Below are 18,181 nucleotides of genomic sequence, written 5' to 3' on the forward strand. Positions count from 1 at the left end.
GGACAAATAAAACGCATGAATTTTCTCGCTCACCTGCATCTCGCTTACCTCGCTGAAAGCTCCCTCTCCGGCAACCTGCTGGCCGATTTCGTGCGCGGCAACCCCGCGGAGGACTTTTCCCCGGAGGTTGTCGACGGGATTTTTATGCACCGTCGCATCGACGTGCTGACCGATAATCTGCCAGAGGTCACGGAAGCCAAAGCGTGGTTTCGCCCTGAAACGCGCCGCGTTGCGCCGATCACGCTCGACGTGATGTGGGACCACTTTCTGTCGCGCCACTGGGAACAGCTGTCGCCGGAGATGCCCTTGCCAGCGTTTGTGCGCTATGCCCACCAGCAGGTGTCGATCATTTTGCCCGATTCGCCGCCGCGCTTTGTGAATCTGAATAACTACCTGTGGTCGGAACGCTGGCTGGAGCGCTATCGCGAGATGGATTTCATCCAGAATGTACTGAACGGGATGGCGAGCCGTCGCCCGCGACTGGATGCGCTGCGCGATTCCTGGTATGACCTGGATGAACATTACGATGCGCTGGAAACGCGTTTCTGGCAGTTTTACCCGCGCATGATGGCGCAGGCGAAAAACAAACAGCTGTAACAGAATTCACATTGATAGGTAAAAGCTGGCGGAACGATTGTCACCACCTCTTTGTCTTATCCATGAACACTCTCTATACTGGCTCGCGTTGCGTTCCAAATAACCTTAGTATCTACAGGAGAATCATATGGTTCTGGTAACTCGTCCGGCTCCGGATTTTACAGCTGCAGCAGTTCTGGGCAACGGTGAAATCGTTGAAAACTTCAACTTCAAACAGCACACCAACGGTAAAGCGACCGTTCTGTTCTTCTGGCCAATGGACTTCACTTTCGTTTGCCCGTCTGAGCTGATCGCCTTCGACAAACGTTATGAAGAATTCCAGAAGCGTGGCGTGGAAGTTGTTGGCGTCTCCTTCGACTCTGAATTTGTACACAACGCATGGCGTAACACCCCTGTCGACAAAGGCGGCATCGGTGCGGTGAAATACGCAATGGTTGCGGACATCAAACGCGAAATCCAGCAGGCTTACGGTATCGAACATCCGGACGCTGGTGTTGCGCTGCGCGGTTCCTTCCTGATCGACGCCAACGGCATCGTTCGTCACCAGGTTGTGAACGATCTGCCGCTGGGTCGTAACATCGACGAAATGCTGCGCATGGTTGACGCGCTGCAGTTCCACGAAGAGCACGGCGAAGTGTGCCCGGCTCAGTGGGAAAAAGGTAAAGAAGGTATGTCTGCTTCCCCAGACGGCGTTGCTAAATACCTGTCCGAGAACGTATCCAGCCTGTAATTGGCACGGTTTACGAAGAAGGCCCGCTTATGCGGGCCTTTTTTATGCTTTACGCTGCGTCTCTCGCCAGATGCGCCAGGCCATGCCTGCCAGCAAAATCACGCCCGCAATCAGCACGCCCCACACCAGCAGGGTGTTCATCCGGCTCTCCCGCTCGGCCGCAGAGGTAGCGGTCAGGCGCCCCTCGCCGCCTAACGCGACATCCTTCAGAATACCGGCCTGCGGCAGGTTCGCCATATCATACGTTTTACGCAGCCCGGCAGGGATCAGCATGTCAGGCCCCACGCTGGCAAGTTTTGCAGCCCCGTTTCCCCAGGCGAGCACGTACGGCGCTTTTCCCTGCGCGTTGAATACCAGGTCATAACGATCGCGATGCCCGATGACGCCCGGCAGGTATTCTGGCAGACGCGCATTCAGCGTCGTGATTTTCACTGCCTGCACCAGGCCTCCGTTAAGCGAAACCGATGGAGACGTTTTGCCTTCCAGACGGTAAAGCACCTCTTTTTTCAGCGGGTGCCATGAATCTTTTTCCGTACTCCGCCACGCGATCTCGACGGGAAGGACGCCGTCGCCATTCAGTAAAATGCTGACAGCACTCAGCGGCTGCGGCCGCGCCCAGTGCCACTGCGCTTCGCTTGTCGATAGCTGTTCCCCTTCTCCCTCAAGGTCGACCGCTTCCGGGGCCGCCTGGGCAGGTGCGCTGATTGCGTTTACGCCGGTCAGGGTTATCCCCTGGCTCTGCGCGTTCAGCACCACCATGAGATAGCGATTCGCATCGGGAGATAAAACCGTATCAATATCGATCCGATCGAGCTTAAGACGATCCTCGCCGCTGACGACGTCCAGCAATGGCATATCCTCGCGCAGGGTATACCAGCGCTTAAGATCCTCACTGTAATAGACCGACGCTGTACCCTGCCACGGCGTCTGCGGGGTATTCCAGAGCAGCTGCAGCTGGGATATGGCCATCTCTCCCATAGCCTGCTCCGGCAGGGTCAGCAGATAATGTTGCCCGGCTGCGGCGGCTTTTTGCCCTTCCAGCACAATCTCAACGCCGTTTCGGGAACGGAGCAGGATCTTATCGCTATCACCGGCATCTGACGCAGGCGCAAGCGGCGAGGCATCCAGCGGGAAGAGGCGCAGCGCAGTGGATTGCACTGGCGCCTGCGGACGGGTCGCGGCGACCAGGCTGAACGGAACCGGCTCGCCCGACTGATTAAAGACGCGGACGTCATGCAGATCCGGCGACGTGCTCTGTGCATAGACGGCGAGCGGCAACGTCACCCGATACCACTGGGAAGGAGCTGACGTATCCAGCGAAAGACCGAAGGCATAATCCCGCGGCGATTCCGTTTTTGCCTCGTCGCAGAACGCCGGGCCGGAAAGCGCCAGCAGCGCGGTACACGCTACCGCTTTCATCCATTTCATTTTTCTTCTCCTGTTTTGGGCGGTAGCGGTGAGAAATACCCCACGATCAGTACCAGTATCGCCACGCCGATAAACGCCACCGCGCGCGACAGACCACCTCCGCCCGCACTGTCTACCAGCATCAGTTTAACCATCACCCCCCCCAGTAGCCCGGCACCGCTGAGCCACTCCTGACGGGAAGCCCGACGGGTGGCGTGAACCATCACCACCAGCGCGATCAGCATCCAGAACAGGGCAAAGGTGGTCTGGATAAGCCGCGAATCCCATAGCGATTCCATATTCCAGGCCACGTCACCATACCAGGCCAGAGCGCGCATCAACGCACCGTTAAGCCACCAGAAGCCAAACGCCACGATCGCGACGGCAGGCCACGGACGGGCCTGCGAGAGCAACGCCGGGTAGTCGCGCTCCACTGCCCGATAAAAGACCACCAGCCCCAGCAGCGCGAACGCCGCGCCTTCCTCAAGCGGGTTCACCAGCGGCAGCCAGGTCTGACGATAAACCACGCCGTCCTGGAAATTGGTCACCACCAGTAATACCAACAGCGCCGCGACCACGGGGATCGGAGCTATGCACGCGTAGAGCGCAGGCCACGCACGGAACGGCCACACGCGACGGCGCACCGCCGCAGAGAGTGCAATAATCACCCCGCCGCCTGCGGCCATAGCCAGCCCGCTGCCCCAGGCCGCCATGCCCCACGGCAGCGACCGGGCAAACCAGTAAAGTTCTGCCGCCAGCGCCAGTAAAATCATCCAGAACAGCGACACATGCAGCCCCATCGCGATGCGCGGCGCTAAACGCGCACCGTCTCGCCACAAGAGCATCAGCGCGGCAGGCAGCGCAACGCACCAGGCGAGATTTACCCAGCCAGCGGCAAACATCTGCTGGTGCCAGATCTGATAACCCACCATCAGCAGCATAACCGGCCACAACAGCCATTTACTGGCATCCAGTTCCCGCCACGTCAGACGCGCGGCTACCTGCCGCCAGCCCCAGGCAGAGACGGCCAGGAGCGCCAGCACGCCTGCCAGAACAGGTAATTCGTGTTTCAACACCAGCCGCGACGCGCCCAATAACGCCACGAGCCAGAACAGCAGCCCGCCTGCAAGCAGCGTCCAGCTGACCGGCAGCACAATACGCCGCCACAGCCAGGCTGCAGCCAGCCAGCTGAGGCTGAGAATGGCGAAGATCAACAGCAGGCTCAGCGACGTCACGCCGTTCATCAGCGCCCAGATCGCGCTGCCGAGCGCCAGCACCAGCAGCGCCGTCCCGCTATAACTCATGCGCCGCTGCTGCTGTTGCACGCCCAGCCAGAGGATGCCCAGCCCCTCCAGCGCCCATGCCATTGCCGTCCAGCGTGCCGATAGCGCCAGCGGAATGGCGAGCGTGGCAAATCCGCCGCCAATGGCCAGCGCCGCCATCACCAGAGGTCGCCCGATGGAGGGATAGCGTCGCAGCGCAAGGAATGCGAGGGAAAGATAAAATGCACCGTAACCCAATGCGCTGAGCGCCGGGCCGTATGTCCAGTGCTGAGTCATGCCGTACTGCATCCCGAACCCCACCAGCGGCGGGGCAAGCAGCAGAACGCCGTCAATAATCTGCTTCCCTTTTTCCTGTGCCCGCAGCGAAAGGGCTACGCTCAGCACGCCGAATATCAGCGTATTGGCAATCAGGAACAGCTGGCAGATCCAATAGTCCTCGGGCTGGTAATCACTCAGCCCCCACAGGCCGCCCACGCCAAAGGTAAAGAGCAGCCCGAGCAGGTTAAGCTCGCGCCAGTGCTGCCAGATGCTGATGGCAAGAATGCCGATGGAAAGCAGGAGATAGAAGGAGAACAGCGCCACAAAGCTCCCGCCTCCGGTAGACAACAGCAGCGGCGCAAGGTATCCGCCGAGGCTCGCCAGCATGGCAAGGCTCAGCGCTTTCTGCAGCACGGCCAGCCCGACGCTCGCGGCGCAAATTACTATCAGTAGCGCAAAGGCCAGCGTCATCGGCAACATTTGCCAGAGCCGGAAGGCGCCAAAGACCGTCAGGTAGAGAATCCCCGTCGCCCCACCTTGTAAGATAAGCGCGTAGACCGGCTGCTTGTGCCGAAGCCGCCAGCCAACCGCCAGCAGAACGACAGCAAACAGCGCCGTCGCCACCAGGCGAAGCTCTAGCGGGAACAGGGAATGTTCGACGGTATAGCGCAGCAGGAAAGAGAGGCCGAGGAAAAGCAGCAGAATGCCAAGCTTCGCGAGCGGATTGCCCTGCATAAACCAGCGCGCCAGCGACGTCACTATGCCGCCAAAGGCAGATGGCTGTTTAGCCGCAGACGCAGGGGCCGGAGCGGGTTCTGTCGCGACAGCGGGAGTTTCGGGGCGCCAGGGATCGACAGGCGCGGGCGCGTCTTCCACCACCACTGGCGCGGCGGCCGGTACCGGATCCGGCGCTATCTCAGCCATGCCGCGCTGCTCAAGCGCCTCAATGCGCTGGCGTAGCCGGGCGATCTCCTGCTGCGCCGCCGTACTTCGATTAAACCCGATAACCGCCAGCACGGGCGCAACCACCAGCGCAAAAACCAGGAATAAACAGCCAAGGATGTAAAGCTCGTCCATGTTTCCACCTTCACCGTAAACGATCCACTAAGATTGACACAAATCGTTGCATTTGCGCCATCTTAAAAGTGGAAACCTTAGCGCACTAGCTGCCGAACCAGACCGCCGCGGATACCGCAGGCAGCGCCAGCACGCCATCCTGTATCGTCGCCTTGCCCTCTTTGTTCGTCCACGTAGCCACCTTCAGCAACGGGGAATCATCCAGCACCACTTCGCAGGCCTCGCCCCGGTTAATCGCCACCAGCACCCGCTGCTGGTTATAGACGCGAGCAAAGACCACCACGTTATCGTGGGCGTATACCACCTGGCAGCCGCCGTAGCGCAGGGCGAGACTCTGCTTACGCAGTTTCGCCAGCCGCTGATACAGGCTGAACAGCACCTTGTCCTGTTTCTCTGACTCCCACGGGAAGGTTTTGCGGCAGAAAGGATCGTTGTTGCCGTCCAGCCCGACCTCATCGCCATAGTAAATACACGGCACGCCCGGCCAGGTGAAGAGCCAGGTGACCGCCAGCGGCAGGCGCGCGACATCCTTACCGAGCAGGGATTTAAAGCGCGCGGTATCGTGGCTATCGAGCTGGTTAAACATCCGCAACTGCTGCTGATGCGACAGGCCAGCACGATAGTTGTCCATCCACGCCATGCAGGTTTCGGCGTCGATATGGTTCGGATCGTAGGAAATATCGGTGTTCGCCAGGAATCCCCACAGCGGGAAGGTAAAGCCGCGATAGTTCATCGCCGCATCTTCCGCATCGTTCTGTAGCCACTGCCGCGCGTCACCAAAGTGTTCGCCAAAGACGAACGCCTCCGGCTGCGCCGCTTTTGCCGAACGCGCGATCCCGGCCACGTGCTGAAGGTTATTGCGCGCGCCGCCCGCTTCACCGAGCATATGCACAACGTCCAGACGCCAGCCGTCCATGTTCCACGGGGCCTTCAGCCAGTGACGGACTATGCTATCATCACCGCCGTAAATCTCGTTCACCAGAGAGGGCGACTGGAAATCCAGCTTCGGCAGGCTCGGGTAGCCCAGCCAGTCCAGCGCGCGCCCCTCCTCGTTAAAGCTGTACCAGTCGCGCTGCGGCGAATCCGGGTTATGGCACGCCCCACCCATCGACTGATTATGACGGTCAAACCAGGCGTGCGAATCGCCGCTGTGGTTAAACACGCCGTCCAGGATCAGGCGCATCCCTTCGTTTTTGGTGTTTTCGCGCAGACGCAGCAGCGCCGCGTCGCCGCCAAACTGCGCGTCAACGTGGCGATAATCTTCGGTATCGTATTTATGCACGCTCGGGGCTTTAAACACCGGGTTGAGGTACAACGCCGTCACGCCGAGCTTTTTCAGGTACGGCAGCTTTTCGCTGATACCGTCGAGATCGCCGCCGTAGAACGTCGATCCCCCCGCCTGCGCGGTCACCGGTTCACCCCATTTTTTCAGGATGATGTCGTGACCGGCGGCATGATGGTAATAGACCTTGTCCTGGTCGGCGGTACGTTTTTCGCTGCGCGCAAAGCGGTCCGGGAAAATCTGGTAAAAGACCTGATCGTTAACCCACTGCGGACCGTTATCCGGGTAATCGACCGCGAACTGCTCCAGCCGGGCCGGTGGGAAACGGCTAAACCCCTGCGGGGTAAACCACAGCTGGCGGTTGTTCCACAAAAGCTTAAAGCTGTAGCGACGGCGCGGCTGCCCGCTGCGCAGGTCGATATTCGCCCGCCACGCCGTGATCCCCGGCTGCGGCTGGCTGCGCTGTTTGTGCATTTTCAGCGACGTTTCTTCGTTATCCACTTCGGCGCGAAGGGTCACACGTTCCGGCTGATTTTCTCCCGCCAGCCAGAGCGTAATCACCAGGTTGTCTTTGTTTTGCTTAACAAATGGAGCAACCGGAAGGTGCCAGGCGTTTAACATCACGAATCCCCTTTGATGAAATTGACGTCACCTTGCCACAGGGTGATTAAGGTTAGCTCACCATGACGAGATTTATTGGGGGAGGAGGACGGGGGAGGAGGCAAGAATTCCCTCTCTCGCAGAGAGAGGGAATAAAATATTACTGCGCTTCCGCCAGCTGACGGTCGCGGCGGCATTTAAACACCCAGCCCACCAGCAGCAGGACGATCCACGCACAGCCCACGTACAGGGAAATACGGGTATCCGGGTGGTAACCAATCAGGCCAATGATAAACACCAGGAAGAGCAGCCCAACGACGGTGGTCGCCACCCCGCCCGGTACTTTGAACTTCAGCGCTTTCGCTTCTTCCGGCGACAGACGGCGGCGGAAGGCAATCTGTGACAGCAGGATCATGATCCACACCCACACCGTCGCGAAGGTCGCCAGCGACGCAATCACCAGGAAGACGTTCTCCGGCATGATGTAGTTCAGATAAACCGAGAACAGCAGCGCCACGGTCATCACCACGACGGTCACCCACGGCGTGCCGCGGCGTGATGTTTTGGCAAACACTTTAGGCGCACTGCCCTGCTCTGCCATGCCGTGCAGCATGCGGCCCACGCCGAACACGTCACTGTTGATGGCCGAAAGCGATGCGGTCAGCACCACAAAGTTGAGAATGCTGGCGGCAAACGCAATGCCCATATGCTGGAAGGTCAGCACAAACGGGCTGCCGTTGGTGCCCACCTGGTTCCACGGGTAGATGGACATGATCACAAACAGCGTGCCCACGTAGAACACCAGGATACGCATCGGCACCGAGTTGATGGCGCGCGGAATGGATTTCTCAGGATCTTTCGCTTCCCCGGCGGTGATGCCGATAATCTCGATGCCGCCATAGGCGAACATTACCATCTGCAGCGACATAACCATCCCGAGCCAGCCGTTGCTGAAGAAGCCGCCGTTGCTCCAGAGGTTATGGATCCCGGTCGGCTGGCCACCGTTCCCGATGCCCCAGATGATGATGCCAAAACCGGCGAGGATCATGATGATAATGGTCGCGACTTTAAAGAAGGAGAACCAGAACTCCAGCTCACCAAACACCTTCACGCTCATCAGGTTGACGGCGCAGATAATCAGCACCACGCTCAGCACCCAGATCCAGTGCGGCACCGCCGGGAACCAGACGCCCATATAGATGCCAAACGCGGTCACGTCGGCAATGGCGACAATCAGGATTTCAAAGCAGTAGGTCCAGCCGGTGATAAACCCGGCCAGCGGGCCTAAATTTTCCTGCGCGTAGCGGGAGAAGGAGCTGGCAGAGGGGTTGTGAACCGACATTTCGCCGAGGGCGCGCATGATGATATACGCCGCCACGCCGCCGATGATGTAGGCCAGCAGAACGCTGGGACCGGCCATTTTGATGGCATCTGCCGAGCCATAAAAAAGACCGGTACCGATAGCAGAGCCCAGCGCCATAAAGCGGATGTGGCGAGTGCTGAGTCCACGTTTAAGTTTGTTAGTGCTTTCCATTAAAATCTTGCCATTCAACACGAAAAAACAAAAAACCACGGGGCCTTAAGCCCCGTGGTTAAACAGTTTGTTGCCGTTGATTAATGGGCGTTCGATGCGACCTGACGCCCTGCAGCACGGTCCCAGATAACGGCCAGAACCAGCGCAACAACGGTAGGCATCAGCCAGGCCAGGCCCTGCTCGGACAGCGGCAGACGCTGTGTCCAGGCTGGCAGAATATCTGCGAACGCTGATGCTTTGATCCCGTCAAGGATACCAAAAATCAGGCTGATAAACATGGCTGGCGCAATAATTCGCGAGGAGTTATGCCACCACGGGCGGGTGAAGCTCAGCACCACGAGCACGATGCATGGCGGATAAATCGCCGTCAGCACTGGAATAGAGACCTGAATCAGGTGGCTCAGACCGAGGTTGGACACCGCCATGGAGAAGATACCGAGGATAAACACCAGGGTGCGGTAAGAGAGCGGCAGATACTGTGCAAAGAACTCTGCGCAGGCGCAGGTCAGGCCAACCGCCGTCACCAGACACGCCAGGAAGATCAGCGCCGCCAGCAGCATGCTGCCCGCACCACCGAAAGTGTGCTGAACGTAAGCGTGCAGGATAGCCGCGCCGTTCGCGTTCTGATCAACCAGCATCGCGCTATCGGAACCCAGGCGGAACAGCGCCAGATACAGCAGCGTCAGGCCCACACCGGCCATCAGGCCAGCCCAGATAGTGTAGCGGGTCAGCAGACGCGCTTCGGTCACGCCACGGGAACGCGCGGCGTTAACGATAACGATACCAAACACCATGGCGCCCAGCGTATCCATCGTCAGATAGCCGTTCACAAAGCCGTTGGAAAACGCAGCGTTTTTGTAGGCGTCCATCGCGTCGCTAATCGGGCCTGCTGGCCAGATGATGGCCGCCACGGCCAGCACGATCAGCGCCACAATTTTCAGCGGAGCCAGGAAGTTACCTACGGTATCCAGCAGCTTGCCCGGATAGAGGGAAACCAGAATCACGATGGCGAAGTAGATCAGGCTGTAGATAAACAGCGGCATCGCGCCGTCTCCGGTCAGCGGGGCAATCCCGACTTCAAAGGAAACGGTCGCCGTACGCGGGGTGGCAAACAGCGGGCCAACGGCCAGATAGCAAACTGTCGCCAGCAGAACGCCCGCCACTTTGCCAATCGGGGTGCTGAGGCTATCCACGCCGCCGCCGACTTTCGCCAGCGCGATGACGGTCAGCACCGGCAGGCCCACGGCAGTAATCAGGAAACCAAACGCGGCGGTCCAGACGTGTTCACCCGCCTGTAAGCCAACCATTGGAGGGAAAATGATGTTGCCTGCGCCAACGAACAGCGCAAATGTCATAAAGCCCAGCGCGATGATGTCACGCGATTTTAAGTGATGGGTCATAAAACCTTACTGCCTGTGGATGTGGTGTTGAAAACATTGAGATTTTCGATTTCCCTGATGGGACGATACAGCCGAAAATTTGCTCAATTTCAGCGGGAAATGCTCCCGTCCTGGCGTGGAGAAGAATAGTTTTTCGATTTACCACGCAAATACAGTCGGTCTGACAGTATCTGGGGGGCAATTTAAACGCTTATAACGTTTAAAGGCAAGGTGGGATCGCAAAACCAGAACAATATGCCAGCATGAAAACACACGCCAGCACAATGCGCTAATTATGAGAAAAACCCATGGCTAATCATGCGAACAAAAAACAGACAGCCGTATAAAATTCACACGCGTTTCGCTTGACTGCAAAGCAAACGGGCCAGCAAACGCTGGCCCGTGGAAAGGTAAAATGACACGCCTGCCGTCAGGCGATTTTTTTGGCAATTAATCGTTCCGGCATCACAAAGCTGAAGCGGGTTCCTTTGCCCGGCGTACTCTGAATATCAAGACGGCTCTCATGGTGATTAACCGCATGTTTCACAATCGCCAGCCCCAGGCCGCTTCCCCCGGTCTGCCGCGAGCGCGCTTTATCCACGCGATAGAAGCGCTCGGTCAGACGCGGAATGTGCTCAGGCGCGATCCCCGGCCCGTTGTCCTCTACGCTGAATTCGGCCCCTGCCGGGGTGTGCTGCCAGCGCACCACGATGTTCGTCCCTTCAGGCGTATGATTCACCGCGTTGTACACCAGGTTGGAGATGGCGCTACGCAGCTCATCTTCGCTACCGAGTACCTTCAGCGTGTTGTCGACGTCAAAAGTAAGATGGTGTTTTTTATGGCTTAAGGTTTGGGCTTCCCGCTCCACCACCCGCAGCATCATCGGTACGTCGATGGTGTCAGTCAGCGCAAGCGAAGGCGCCGCTTCAATCTTCGACAGCGTCAGCAGCTGCTTCACCAGCCCTTCCATCCGGTGCGTTTGCTCGCGCATGGTGTGCAGTGCTTTTTCGCGCGGCGCGCCTTCCAGGGTTTGCTCCTGCATCATCTCCAGATAGCCCTGAAGCACCGTCAGCGGGGTACGAAGCTCGTGGCTGACGTTGGCAAAGAAGTTGCGTCGCGCCCCTTCCAGCTGGTGCATCTGGGTGACATCGCGCGCCACCATCAGCCACTGGCGATCGCTGTAGGGCATTACGCGGATTTCCAGATGGCGGCCATTATTGAGCTTCAGATTGTGCGGACGGGTGAAATCACGCTTTTTCAGATACAGCGTGAATTCGGGATAGCGCAAAAGGTTGAGGATGTTCTGACCATTATCGTCCGGCCAGCGCAGGCCGAGGACCTGTTGCGCAAGACCGTTACACCAGAAAATGGTGCCTTCCTCGGTCGTCAGAATGACGGCATCAGGCAGCGATTCCGCACCGCTGCGAAAGCGTTTGATTAAGCTTCCCAGCTCGCGACGACGCTTTTTATTACGCATCTGCATCTGGTGCAGGCCGTACAGCAGCGGTTCCCAGCTTCCGCTCCCCGGCGGAGGGGTCATACTTCTGTCCACCCACAGCCACCATGAAAGACGCAGCAGGTTCCAGAAATGCCAGATCAGCAAACCCGTCACCGACGCCAGCAGAAACCACGGCAGATAACCCAAAATGGCCCCCAGAAGGAGGGCCGGAATACAGCATAAGATCAGTTCAAAGACGAGCCTTTTCCATGACAGACGTTCCAGCACGCGTCACACTCCTGTCATTGTTCAGAAACGGGTAGAAAAACGATAACCCGTGCCGCGGACCGTCTGCACCATGCGATCGTGGCCGCTCAGTTCCAGCGCTTTTCGCAGGCGGCGGATATGGACGTCAACCGTCCGGTCTTCGACATACACGTTAGTTCCCCAGACGTTATTCAGCAACTGCTCGCGGCTGTAAACGCGTTCCGGGTGAGTCATAAAGAAGTGCAGGAGTTTAAATTCGGTAGGCCCCATATCGAGGGGATTTTCGCCGGTCATGACGCGGTGTGACGTTGGATCAAGGCTGAGGCCCTGCATCTCAATCACCTCTTCAACTGCCATCGGCGAGATGCGGCGCATCACGGCTTTGATACGCGCCACCAGCTCTTTCGGGGAGAAAGGCTTGGTGATGTAATCGTCCGCGCCGGTCTCCAGACCGCGCACGCGATCCTCTTCTTCACCGCGCGCCGTAAGCATGACAACCGGGATATCGCGGGTCATCGCCTCACGCTTAATGTGTTTGATAAACTGCAGTCCGGAGCCGCCGGGCAACATCCAGTCAAGCAGAATCAGATCGGGCCAGGGTTCATTCAGCTGGTTCACCGCGCTGTCATAATCTTCCGCTTCAACCGGCTGAAAGCCATTTTGTTCGAGCACGAAGCACACCATTTCACGAATTGGAGCTTCATCTTCTACGACCAGAATACGTCTCGCCATACTTTGCCCTGTCTTATCTTATTTAAGTTACAAGTTTGTAATGCGGCGTCATTATGCGTCAGATTTATGACAGATTTATGAAAAACAGTACCACTATAAATGGCAAACTGTTGTTTTATTACAGCGGTTATTTTCCTTTCCCTGAGAGTTTATAATCGTCCGCATCTTTTTTCGCCACGGATCTCCTATGCGCATACTTCACACCTCGGACTGGCACCTGGGTCAAAACTTTTACAGCAAAAGCCGTGCGGCTGAACATGAAGCGTTCCTGAAGTGGCTGCTGGAAACGGCACAGGCGCACGAGGTAGATGCCATTATTGTGGCGGGTGACATTTTCGATACCGGTTCGCCGCCGAGCTACGCGCGTGAATTATACAACCGTTTTGTGGTGAACCTGCAGCAGACCGGGTGCCATCTGGTGATTGTCGCCGGGAACCATGACTCCGTCGCCACGCTGAATGAGTCCCGCGATATCCTGGCGTTTCTCAATACCACCGTGGTGGCCAGCGCCGGGCACGCCCCGCAGATCCTGAATAAACGCGACGGCACGCCGGGGGCGGTGCTGTGCCCCATTCCATTTTTACGTCCGCGCGACATCGTGCAAAGCCAGGCGGGGCTGTCGGGTGCGGAAAAGCAGCAGCATTTATTACAGGCCATCACCGACTATTATCACCAGCAGTACGCGGAAGCCTGCGCCCTGCGCGGTGAACAGGCCATCCCCGTGATTGCGACCGGGCACCTCACCACCGTCGGGGCCAGTAAAAGTGACGCGGTCCGCGAGATCTATATCGGTACGCTGGACGCCTTTCCTGCGCAAAACTTCCCGCCTGCCGACTACATTGCGCTCGGACACATTCACCGGGCACAGGTCATCGGCGGCTGCGAGCATATCCGCTACTGCGGCTCGCCTGTTTCGCTCAGCTTTGACGAGACGGGTAAAGCCAAATCCGTCCATCTGGTGAGCTTCTCCGAGGGCAAACTCAGCGCCGTCGAGACGCTGGAGGTGCCGGTCACCCAGCCGCTGGCGGTGTTAAAAGGCGATCTTGCCGCGATTACGCAACAGCTTGAGCAGTGGCGCGGCGCAGAGCGCGATCCGCCGATCTGGCTGGATATTGAAATCACCACCGATGACTATCTGCATGACATGCAGCGAAAAATTCAGGCACTCACCGAAGATTTGCCGGTAGAGGTGCTGCTGGTGCGCCGCAGCCGCGAGCAGCGCGAGAAAATTCTGCTCGGCGCCCAGCGTGAAACGCTCAGCGAACTGCGCGTAGAAGAGGTGTTCGAGCGCCGCCTGTCGCAGGAAGAGATCGATGATGCGAAGCGGGCCCGGCTCAACGAGCTGTTCAGCCATACCCTGCATGCGCTCACTGACGAGGAAGAAAACGCATGAAAATTCTGAGCCTGCGTCTGAAAAACCTCAACTCCCTCAAGGGCGAGTGGAAAATTGACTTCACCGCCGAGCCGTTTGCCAGCAACGGCCTGTTTGCCATCACCGGCGCGACCGGCGCGGGTAAAACCACCCTGCTCGATGCCATCTGTCTGGCGCTCTACCACGAAACCCCGCGTCTGAATAAGGTCTCGCAGGCGCAGAACGATCTGATGACGCGCGACACCGCCGAATGCCTGGCGGAGGTAGAGTTTGAGGTGAAAGGCGTCGCCTACCGCGCCTTCTGGAGCCAGAACCGGGCGCGCAACCAGCCGGACGGGAATCTCCAGGCGCCGCGCGTGGAGCTGGCCAGCTGCGAAGATGGCAAAATCCTTGCCGATAAGGTCTCAGATAAACTGGAACAAACCGCGGCGCTCACCGGGCTGGACTACGGCCGTTTTACCCGCTCGATGCTGCTCTCGCAGGGACAGTTTGCCGCCTTCCTGAATGCCAAACCGAGCGATCGCGCGGAGCTGCTGGAAGAGCTCACCGGCACCGAGATCTACGGCCAGATTTCCGCCATGGTGTTTGAAAAACATAAAGCCGCCCGCAGCGTGCTGGAAAAGTGCGAGGCGCAGGCGGCGGGCGTTGTGCTGTTGAGTGAAGAGCAACAGCAGCAGTTGCAGGAAAGTTTGCAGGCACTTACTGACGAAGAGAAAACCCTGCTGGCGCGACAGCAGAGCCAACAGAAAGATTTTCAGTGGCTTACGCGTCATGACGAGCTTGCGCACGAGCAACAGCGCGTTGCTGCGTTGCAGCAGCAGGCGCAGCAGGCGCTGACGGACGCAGCGCCTGAGCTGGCAAAGCTCCAGCTTGCCCAGCCCGCCGCCCAGCTGCGTCCGCTGTGGGAGCACCTGCAGGAACAAACCTCACGTCTGGCGCAAACCCAGCAGCGAATTATTGAAGTAAATACTCGCTTACAAGCCAAAACCGCGCTGCGCGGGCGAATTCGTACGACCGCACTGCGAACCCACGAGCGGCTACAGGCCGAACTGACGGCGCTGGCGCAGTGGCTGGCGGAGCACGATCGTCATCGCCTGCTGGGCCAGGAGATTGCCGGCTGGCGCGCCCAGTTCTCGCAGCTAAACCGTGATAAAAGTCAGCTCGCCGCGCTTGCTGCGCGGATTGCTGAGCTACGAAACAAGCTGGCTGCAATGCCGGACATTACGCTGACGTTGACGGCGGATGAGGTCAGCGAGGCAATGGAACAGCAGTCCCGGTCACGCACGCTGCGCCAGCGGCTGACGTCGCTGCATGCCCGCTATCATCCCCTGCAAAAGCGCCTGCGCCAGAGCAGTGAAAGCGTGCAAAAAGCGCAGGCGGAGCAGAGTAAGCTCAATGAAACGCTGACGCTACGCCGCCAGCAGTACAAAGAGAAACACCAGCACTATCTGGACCTGAAAGCGCTGTGTGAACGTGAAGCGACGATTAAAGATCTGGAGAATTATCGTTCCCAGCTTGAGGCAGGCAAACCCTGTCCGCTGTGCGGCTCCAGCGAGCATCCCGCCGTTGAGCAATACCAGTCGCTTGAACTGACGGATAACCAGCGCCGGCGTGATGCGCTGGAAAAAGAGGTTGCCGCGCTAAAAGAAGAAGGCCTGCTGGTGCTGGGACAGGTCAATGCCCTGGCTCAGCAGATCCAGCGCGAGACGGACGAAGCGCAGACCCTGGCTCAGGAAGAGCAAGCGCTCACTAAAGAGTGGCAGGAGACCTGCGCGTCCCTGAACGTCACGCTGGCGATTCAGGATGATATCGCGCCCTGGATGAACGAGCAGGAACAGTACGAGCGCCAGCTTTATCAGCTCAGCCAGCGCCAGACTCTGCAAAACCAGCTCAACGAACAGGAAATGCAGGAACGCCAGTATCAGCAACAGCTGGCGACCGCGCGCCAGGCGCTGGAACACCCCCTCCTCGCGCTATCGCTTAACGTACCTGAAGACGGTAATGAAGCCGCCTGGCTGCACGCCCGCGAAGCGGAATTTGCACAGTGGCAGGAGAAACAAACGCAGCACGGCGTGCTTCAGGAACGCGTGAACGCCCTGAAGCCGTTGCTCGATACGCTTCCGGCAACGAGCGAGGAAGAAGCCGAACCGGCCATTCCCGATAGCTGGCGTGAAATCCATGATGAATGCGTGTCGCTGCAGAGCCAGCTTACCGCCCAGCAGCAGCAGGAAGCCCTGGAGCGAGAACGCCTGCAACAGTCGCAGACGCAGTTCACTGCCGCGCTCTCAGCAAGCTGTTTTGCCGATCGGGAGGCGTTTCTTGCCGCCCTGCTGGATGACGACGCTATCCGCCACCTCGAACAGCTGAAACAGTCGCTGGAAAATCAGATACAGCAGACCACGGCCCTCTCCGGCCAGGCCAGCCAGCAGCTTCAGGCGCATCTGGCGATGCGGCCGGAAGCGCTCGACACCGATGCCGCAACCCTGCAAAGCCAGCTGCAGCAGCTGGCGCTACGGCTTCGTGAGAACACCACGCATCAGGGCGAGATCCGCCAGCAGCTTAAGCAGGACAGCGATAACCGTCAGCGCCAGCAGGCGTTAATGCAGCAAATTGAAGAGGCCGGTCGCCAGGCAGACGACTGGGGGTATCTGAACGCGCTTATCGGCTCCAGCACCGGCGATAAGTTCCGTAAGTTCGCTCAAGGGCTGACGCTGGATAATCTGGTCTGGCTCGCTAACCAGCAGCTTAACCGCCTGCACGGACGCTATCTGCTACAGCGCAAAGCCAGCGACGCGCTGGAACTGGAAGTGGTCGACACCTGGCAGGCGGACGCGGTGCGCGATACCCGCACGCTCTCCGGGGGTGAGAGCTTCCTGGTCAGCCTGGCGCTCGCCTTAGCGCTGTCTGATTTAGTCAGCCACAAGACGCGGATCGATTCCCTGTTCCTGGACGAAGGGTTCGGCACGCTGGACAGCGAAACGCTGGATACCGCGCTGGATGCGCTCGACGCGCTGAACGCTACCGGGAAAACCATTGGCGTGATCAGCCACGTAGAGGCGATGAAAGAGCGTATTCCGGTGCAGATCAAGGTGAAGAAAATCAACGGGCTGGGGTATAGCAGGCTGGACAGGGAATTTGCGGTAGGGTGAATGGTGGAATGGTGCGGTCTGGTGCCCTCACCCTGACCCTCTCCCACGGGGAGAGGGTACAAACATTAAAAACAGCAACTTACGTTGCTGTTTTGCGTTTATTCCGGCCACAGCCACGCCGCGCCGCGAACGCCGCTGGAGTCACCGTGGACGGCTTTACGGATCGGGGTTTCGCACTCGCCGCCGAAGACCCACTGTTTCACCAGATTTGGCACCGTGGCGTACAGCCGGTCAACGTTGCTCATGCCGCCGCCCAGCACAATCACGTCCGGGTCAAGAATATTCACCACGTGCGCCAGCGATTTCGCCAGACGCATTTCGTAGCGGCTGAGCGCCAGTTCGGCCACCGGATCCTGTTCTTCCACCAGACGCATAATTTCGTTCCCCTTGAGCGGCTGGCCGCTCAGGCGGTGGTAGTCGGTCGCAAAACCGGTGCCGGAGATAAACGTCTCGATACAGCCTTGTTTTCCGCAATAGCACGGCACCTCGGCACGGTATTTGAGTTCATCTTCATCCATCCACGGCAGCGGATTGTGTCCCCACTCGCCCGCCGTGCCATTGCCGCCAATATGTGAACGTCCACCAAAAGCCACGCCCGCGCCGCAGCCGGTACCGATAATCACCGCAAAGACGGTCTGCGCTCCTGCGGCTGCACCATCAACGGCCTCAGAGACCGCCAGGCAGTTAGCATCATTCGCCAGACGCACTTCCCGGTTCAGACGCTGGCTCAAATCCTTATCAAACGGCTGACCGTTGAGCCAGGTGGAGTTGGCGTTTTTCACCACGCCAGTATAGGGCGAAATAGAGCCGGGGATCCCCATCCCGACCGTGCCCCTCTCGCCCGTAGCCTGCTCGGCCATGTCGACCAGCCGGGCAATCGTCTCGATCGTCTGGTGATAGTCATCACGCGGCGTAGGCAGACGGTGACGGAACAGCTGTTCCCCCTGCTCGCTCAGTGCGATAACTTCTGTTTTGGTGCCGCCCAAATCAATCCCAATACGCACAAGACTCTCCTCATTATTTTGATTATCAACAGAGTAGAAGCACGCTTCCCGATTAGCAATGCAAGCGATGCG

12 protein-coding genes are annotated in these 18,181 nt (G+C 58.6%); 4 read left to right on the forward strand and 8 right to left on the reverse strand.

The window, feature by feature from the left end; all coding sequences use genetic code 11:
* The first annotated feature begins 15 nt into the window (after window positions 1-15).
* The gene (gene acpH / locus ACWKXT_RS07675) at window positions 16-597 is read left to right on the forward strand and encodes an ACP phosphodiesterase (protein WP_454532094.1); all 582 of its coding nucleotides are present in this window, start codon (window positions 16-18) and stop codon (window positions 595-597) included.
* Window positions 598-724: 127 nt separating this feature from the next.
* Complete coding sequence (locus ACWKXT_RS07680) at window positions 725-1,327, forward strand: peroxiredoxin (RefSeq protein WP_013095829.1); 603 nt, start codon at window positions 725-727, stop codon at window positions 1,325-1,327.
* A gap of 42 nt (window positions 1,328-1,369) precedes the next feature.
* On the opposite strand, the gene ACWKXT_RS07685 is transcribed toward ACWKXT_RS07680, so the two are convergent.
* The 7 genes from ACWKXT_RS07685 to phoB all read right to left on the reverse strand — a co-directional run bounded on the left by ACWKXT_RS07685 (window position 1,370) and on the right by phoB (window position 12,584).
* Entirely contained in the window at window positions 1,370-2,755 is a 1,386-nt protein-coding gene (locus tag ACWKXT_RS07685; RefSeq protein WP_454532095.1) for a DUF3999 domain-containing protein, read from the reverse strand.
* Window positions 2,752-5,352 carry a DUF2339 domain-containing protein gene (locus tag ACWKXT_RS07690; protein ID WP_454532096.1) on the reverse strand — a complete coding sequence of 867 codons (2,601 nt, stop codon included), beginning with the start codon at window positions 5,350-5,352 and terminating at the stop codon, window positions 2,752-2,754. Before ACWKXT_RS07690 ends, ACWKXT_RS07685 begins: the two co-directional genes overlap by 4 nt.
* A gap of 85 nt (window positions 5,353-5,437) precedes the next feature.
* Window positions 5,438-7,255, reverse strand: a complete 1,818-nt coding sequence (gene malZ / locus ACWKXT_RS07695; protein ID WP_454528055.1) for a maltodextrin glucosidase — start codon at window positions 7,253-7,255, stop codon at window positions 5,438-5,440.
* Between the two features lie 139 nt (window positions 7,256-7,394).
* Window positions 7,395-8,768, reverse strand: a complete 1,374-nt coding sequence (gene proY, locus ACWKXT_RS07700) for a proline-specific permease ProY (protein WP_454528056.1) — start codon at window positions 8,766-8,768, stop codon at window positions 7,395-7,397.
* A gap of 80 nt (window positions 8,769-8,848) precedes the next feature.
* The gene (brnQ, locus tag ACWKXT_RS07705; protein ID WP_454528057.1) at window positions 8,849-10,168 is read right to left on the reverse strand and encodes a branched-chain amino acid transporter carrier protein BrnQ; all 1,320 of its coding nucleotides are present in this window, start codon (window positions 10,166-10,168) and stop codon (window positions 8,849-8,851) included.
* 409 nt (window positions 10,169-10,577) lie between these two features.
* Window positions 10,578-11,873, reverse strand: a complete 1,296-nt coding sequence (gene phoR, locus ACWKXT_RS07710) for a phosphate regulon sensor histidine kinase PhoR (RefSeq protein ID WP_454528058.1) — start codon at window positions 11,871-11,873, stop codon at window positions 10,578-10,580.
* 21 nt (window positions 11,874-11,894) lie between these two features.
* Window positions 11,895-12,584 (reverse strand): phosphate response regulator transcription factor PhoB, encoded by a 690-nt coding sequence (gene phoB / locus ACWKXT_RS07715; protein WP_003859122.1) that lies wholly within the window; start codon window positions 12,582-12,584, stop codon window positions 11,895-11,897.
* A gap of 187 nt (window positions 12,585-12,771) precedes the next feature.
* Here phoB and sbcD point away from each other — a divergent pair, with 187 nt between their 5' ends.
* Both sbcD and sbcC read left to right on the forward strand, forming a co-directional pair.
* The gene (gene sbcD / locus ACWKXT_RS07720; protein WP_454532097.1) at window positions 12,772-13,977 is read left to right on the forward strand and encodes an exonuclease subunit SbcD; all 1,206 of its coding nucleotides are present in this window, start codon (window positions 12,772-12,774) and stop codon (window positions 13,975-13,977) included.
* Window positions 13,974-17,105, forward strand: coding sequence for an exonuclease subunit SbcC (sbcC, locus tag ACWKXT_RS07725; RefSeq protein ID WP_454532098.1), 3,132 nt, complete (start codon window positions 13,974-13,976; stop codon window positions 17,103-17,105). The genes sbcD and sbcC overlap by 4 nt, the downstream gene beginning before the upstream one ends.
* Before the next feature lie 98 nt (window positions 17,106-17,203).
* Here sbcC and mak read toward each other — a convergent pair whose 3' ends face one another.
* Complete coding sequence (gene mak, locus ACWKXT_RS07730; RefSeq protein ID WP_045259882.1) at window positions 17,204-18,109, reverse strand: fructokinase; 906 nt, start codon at window positions 18,107-18,109, stop codon at window positions 17,204-17,206.
* Window positions 18,110-18,181 lie beyond the last annotated feature (72 nt).

This window comes from Enterobacter sp. UPMP701 (assembly GCF_053709515.1).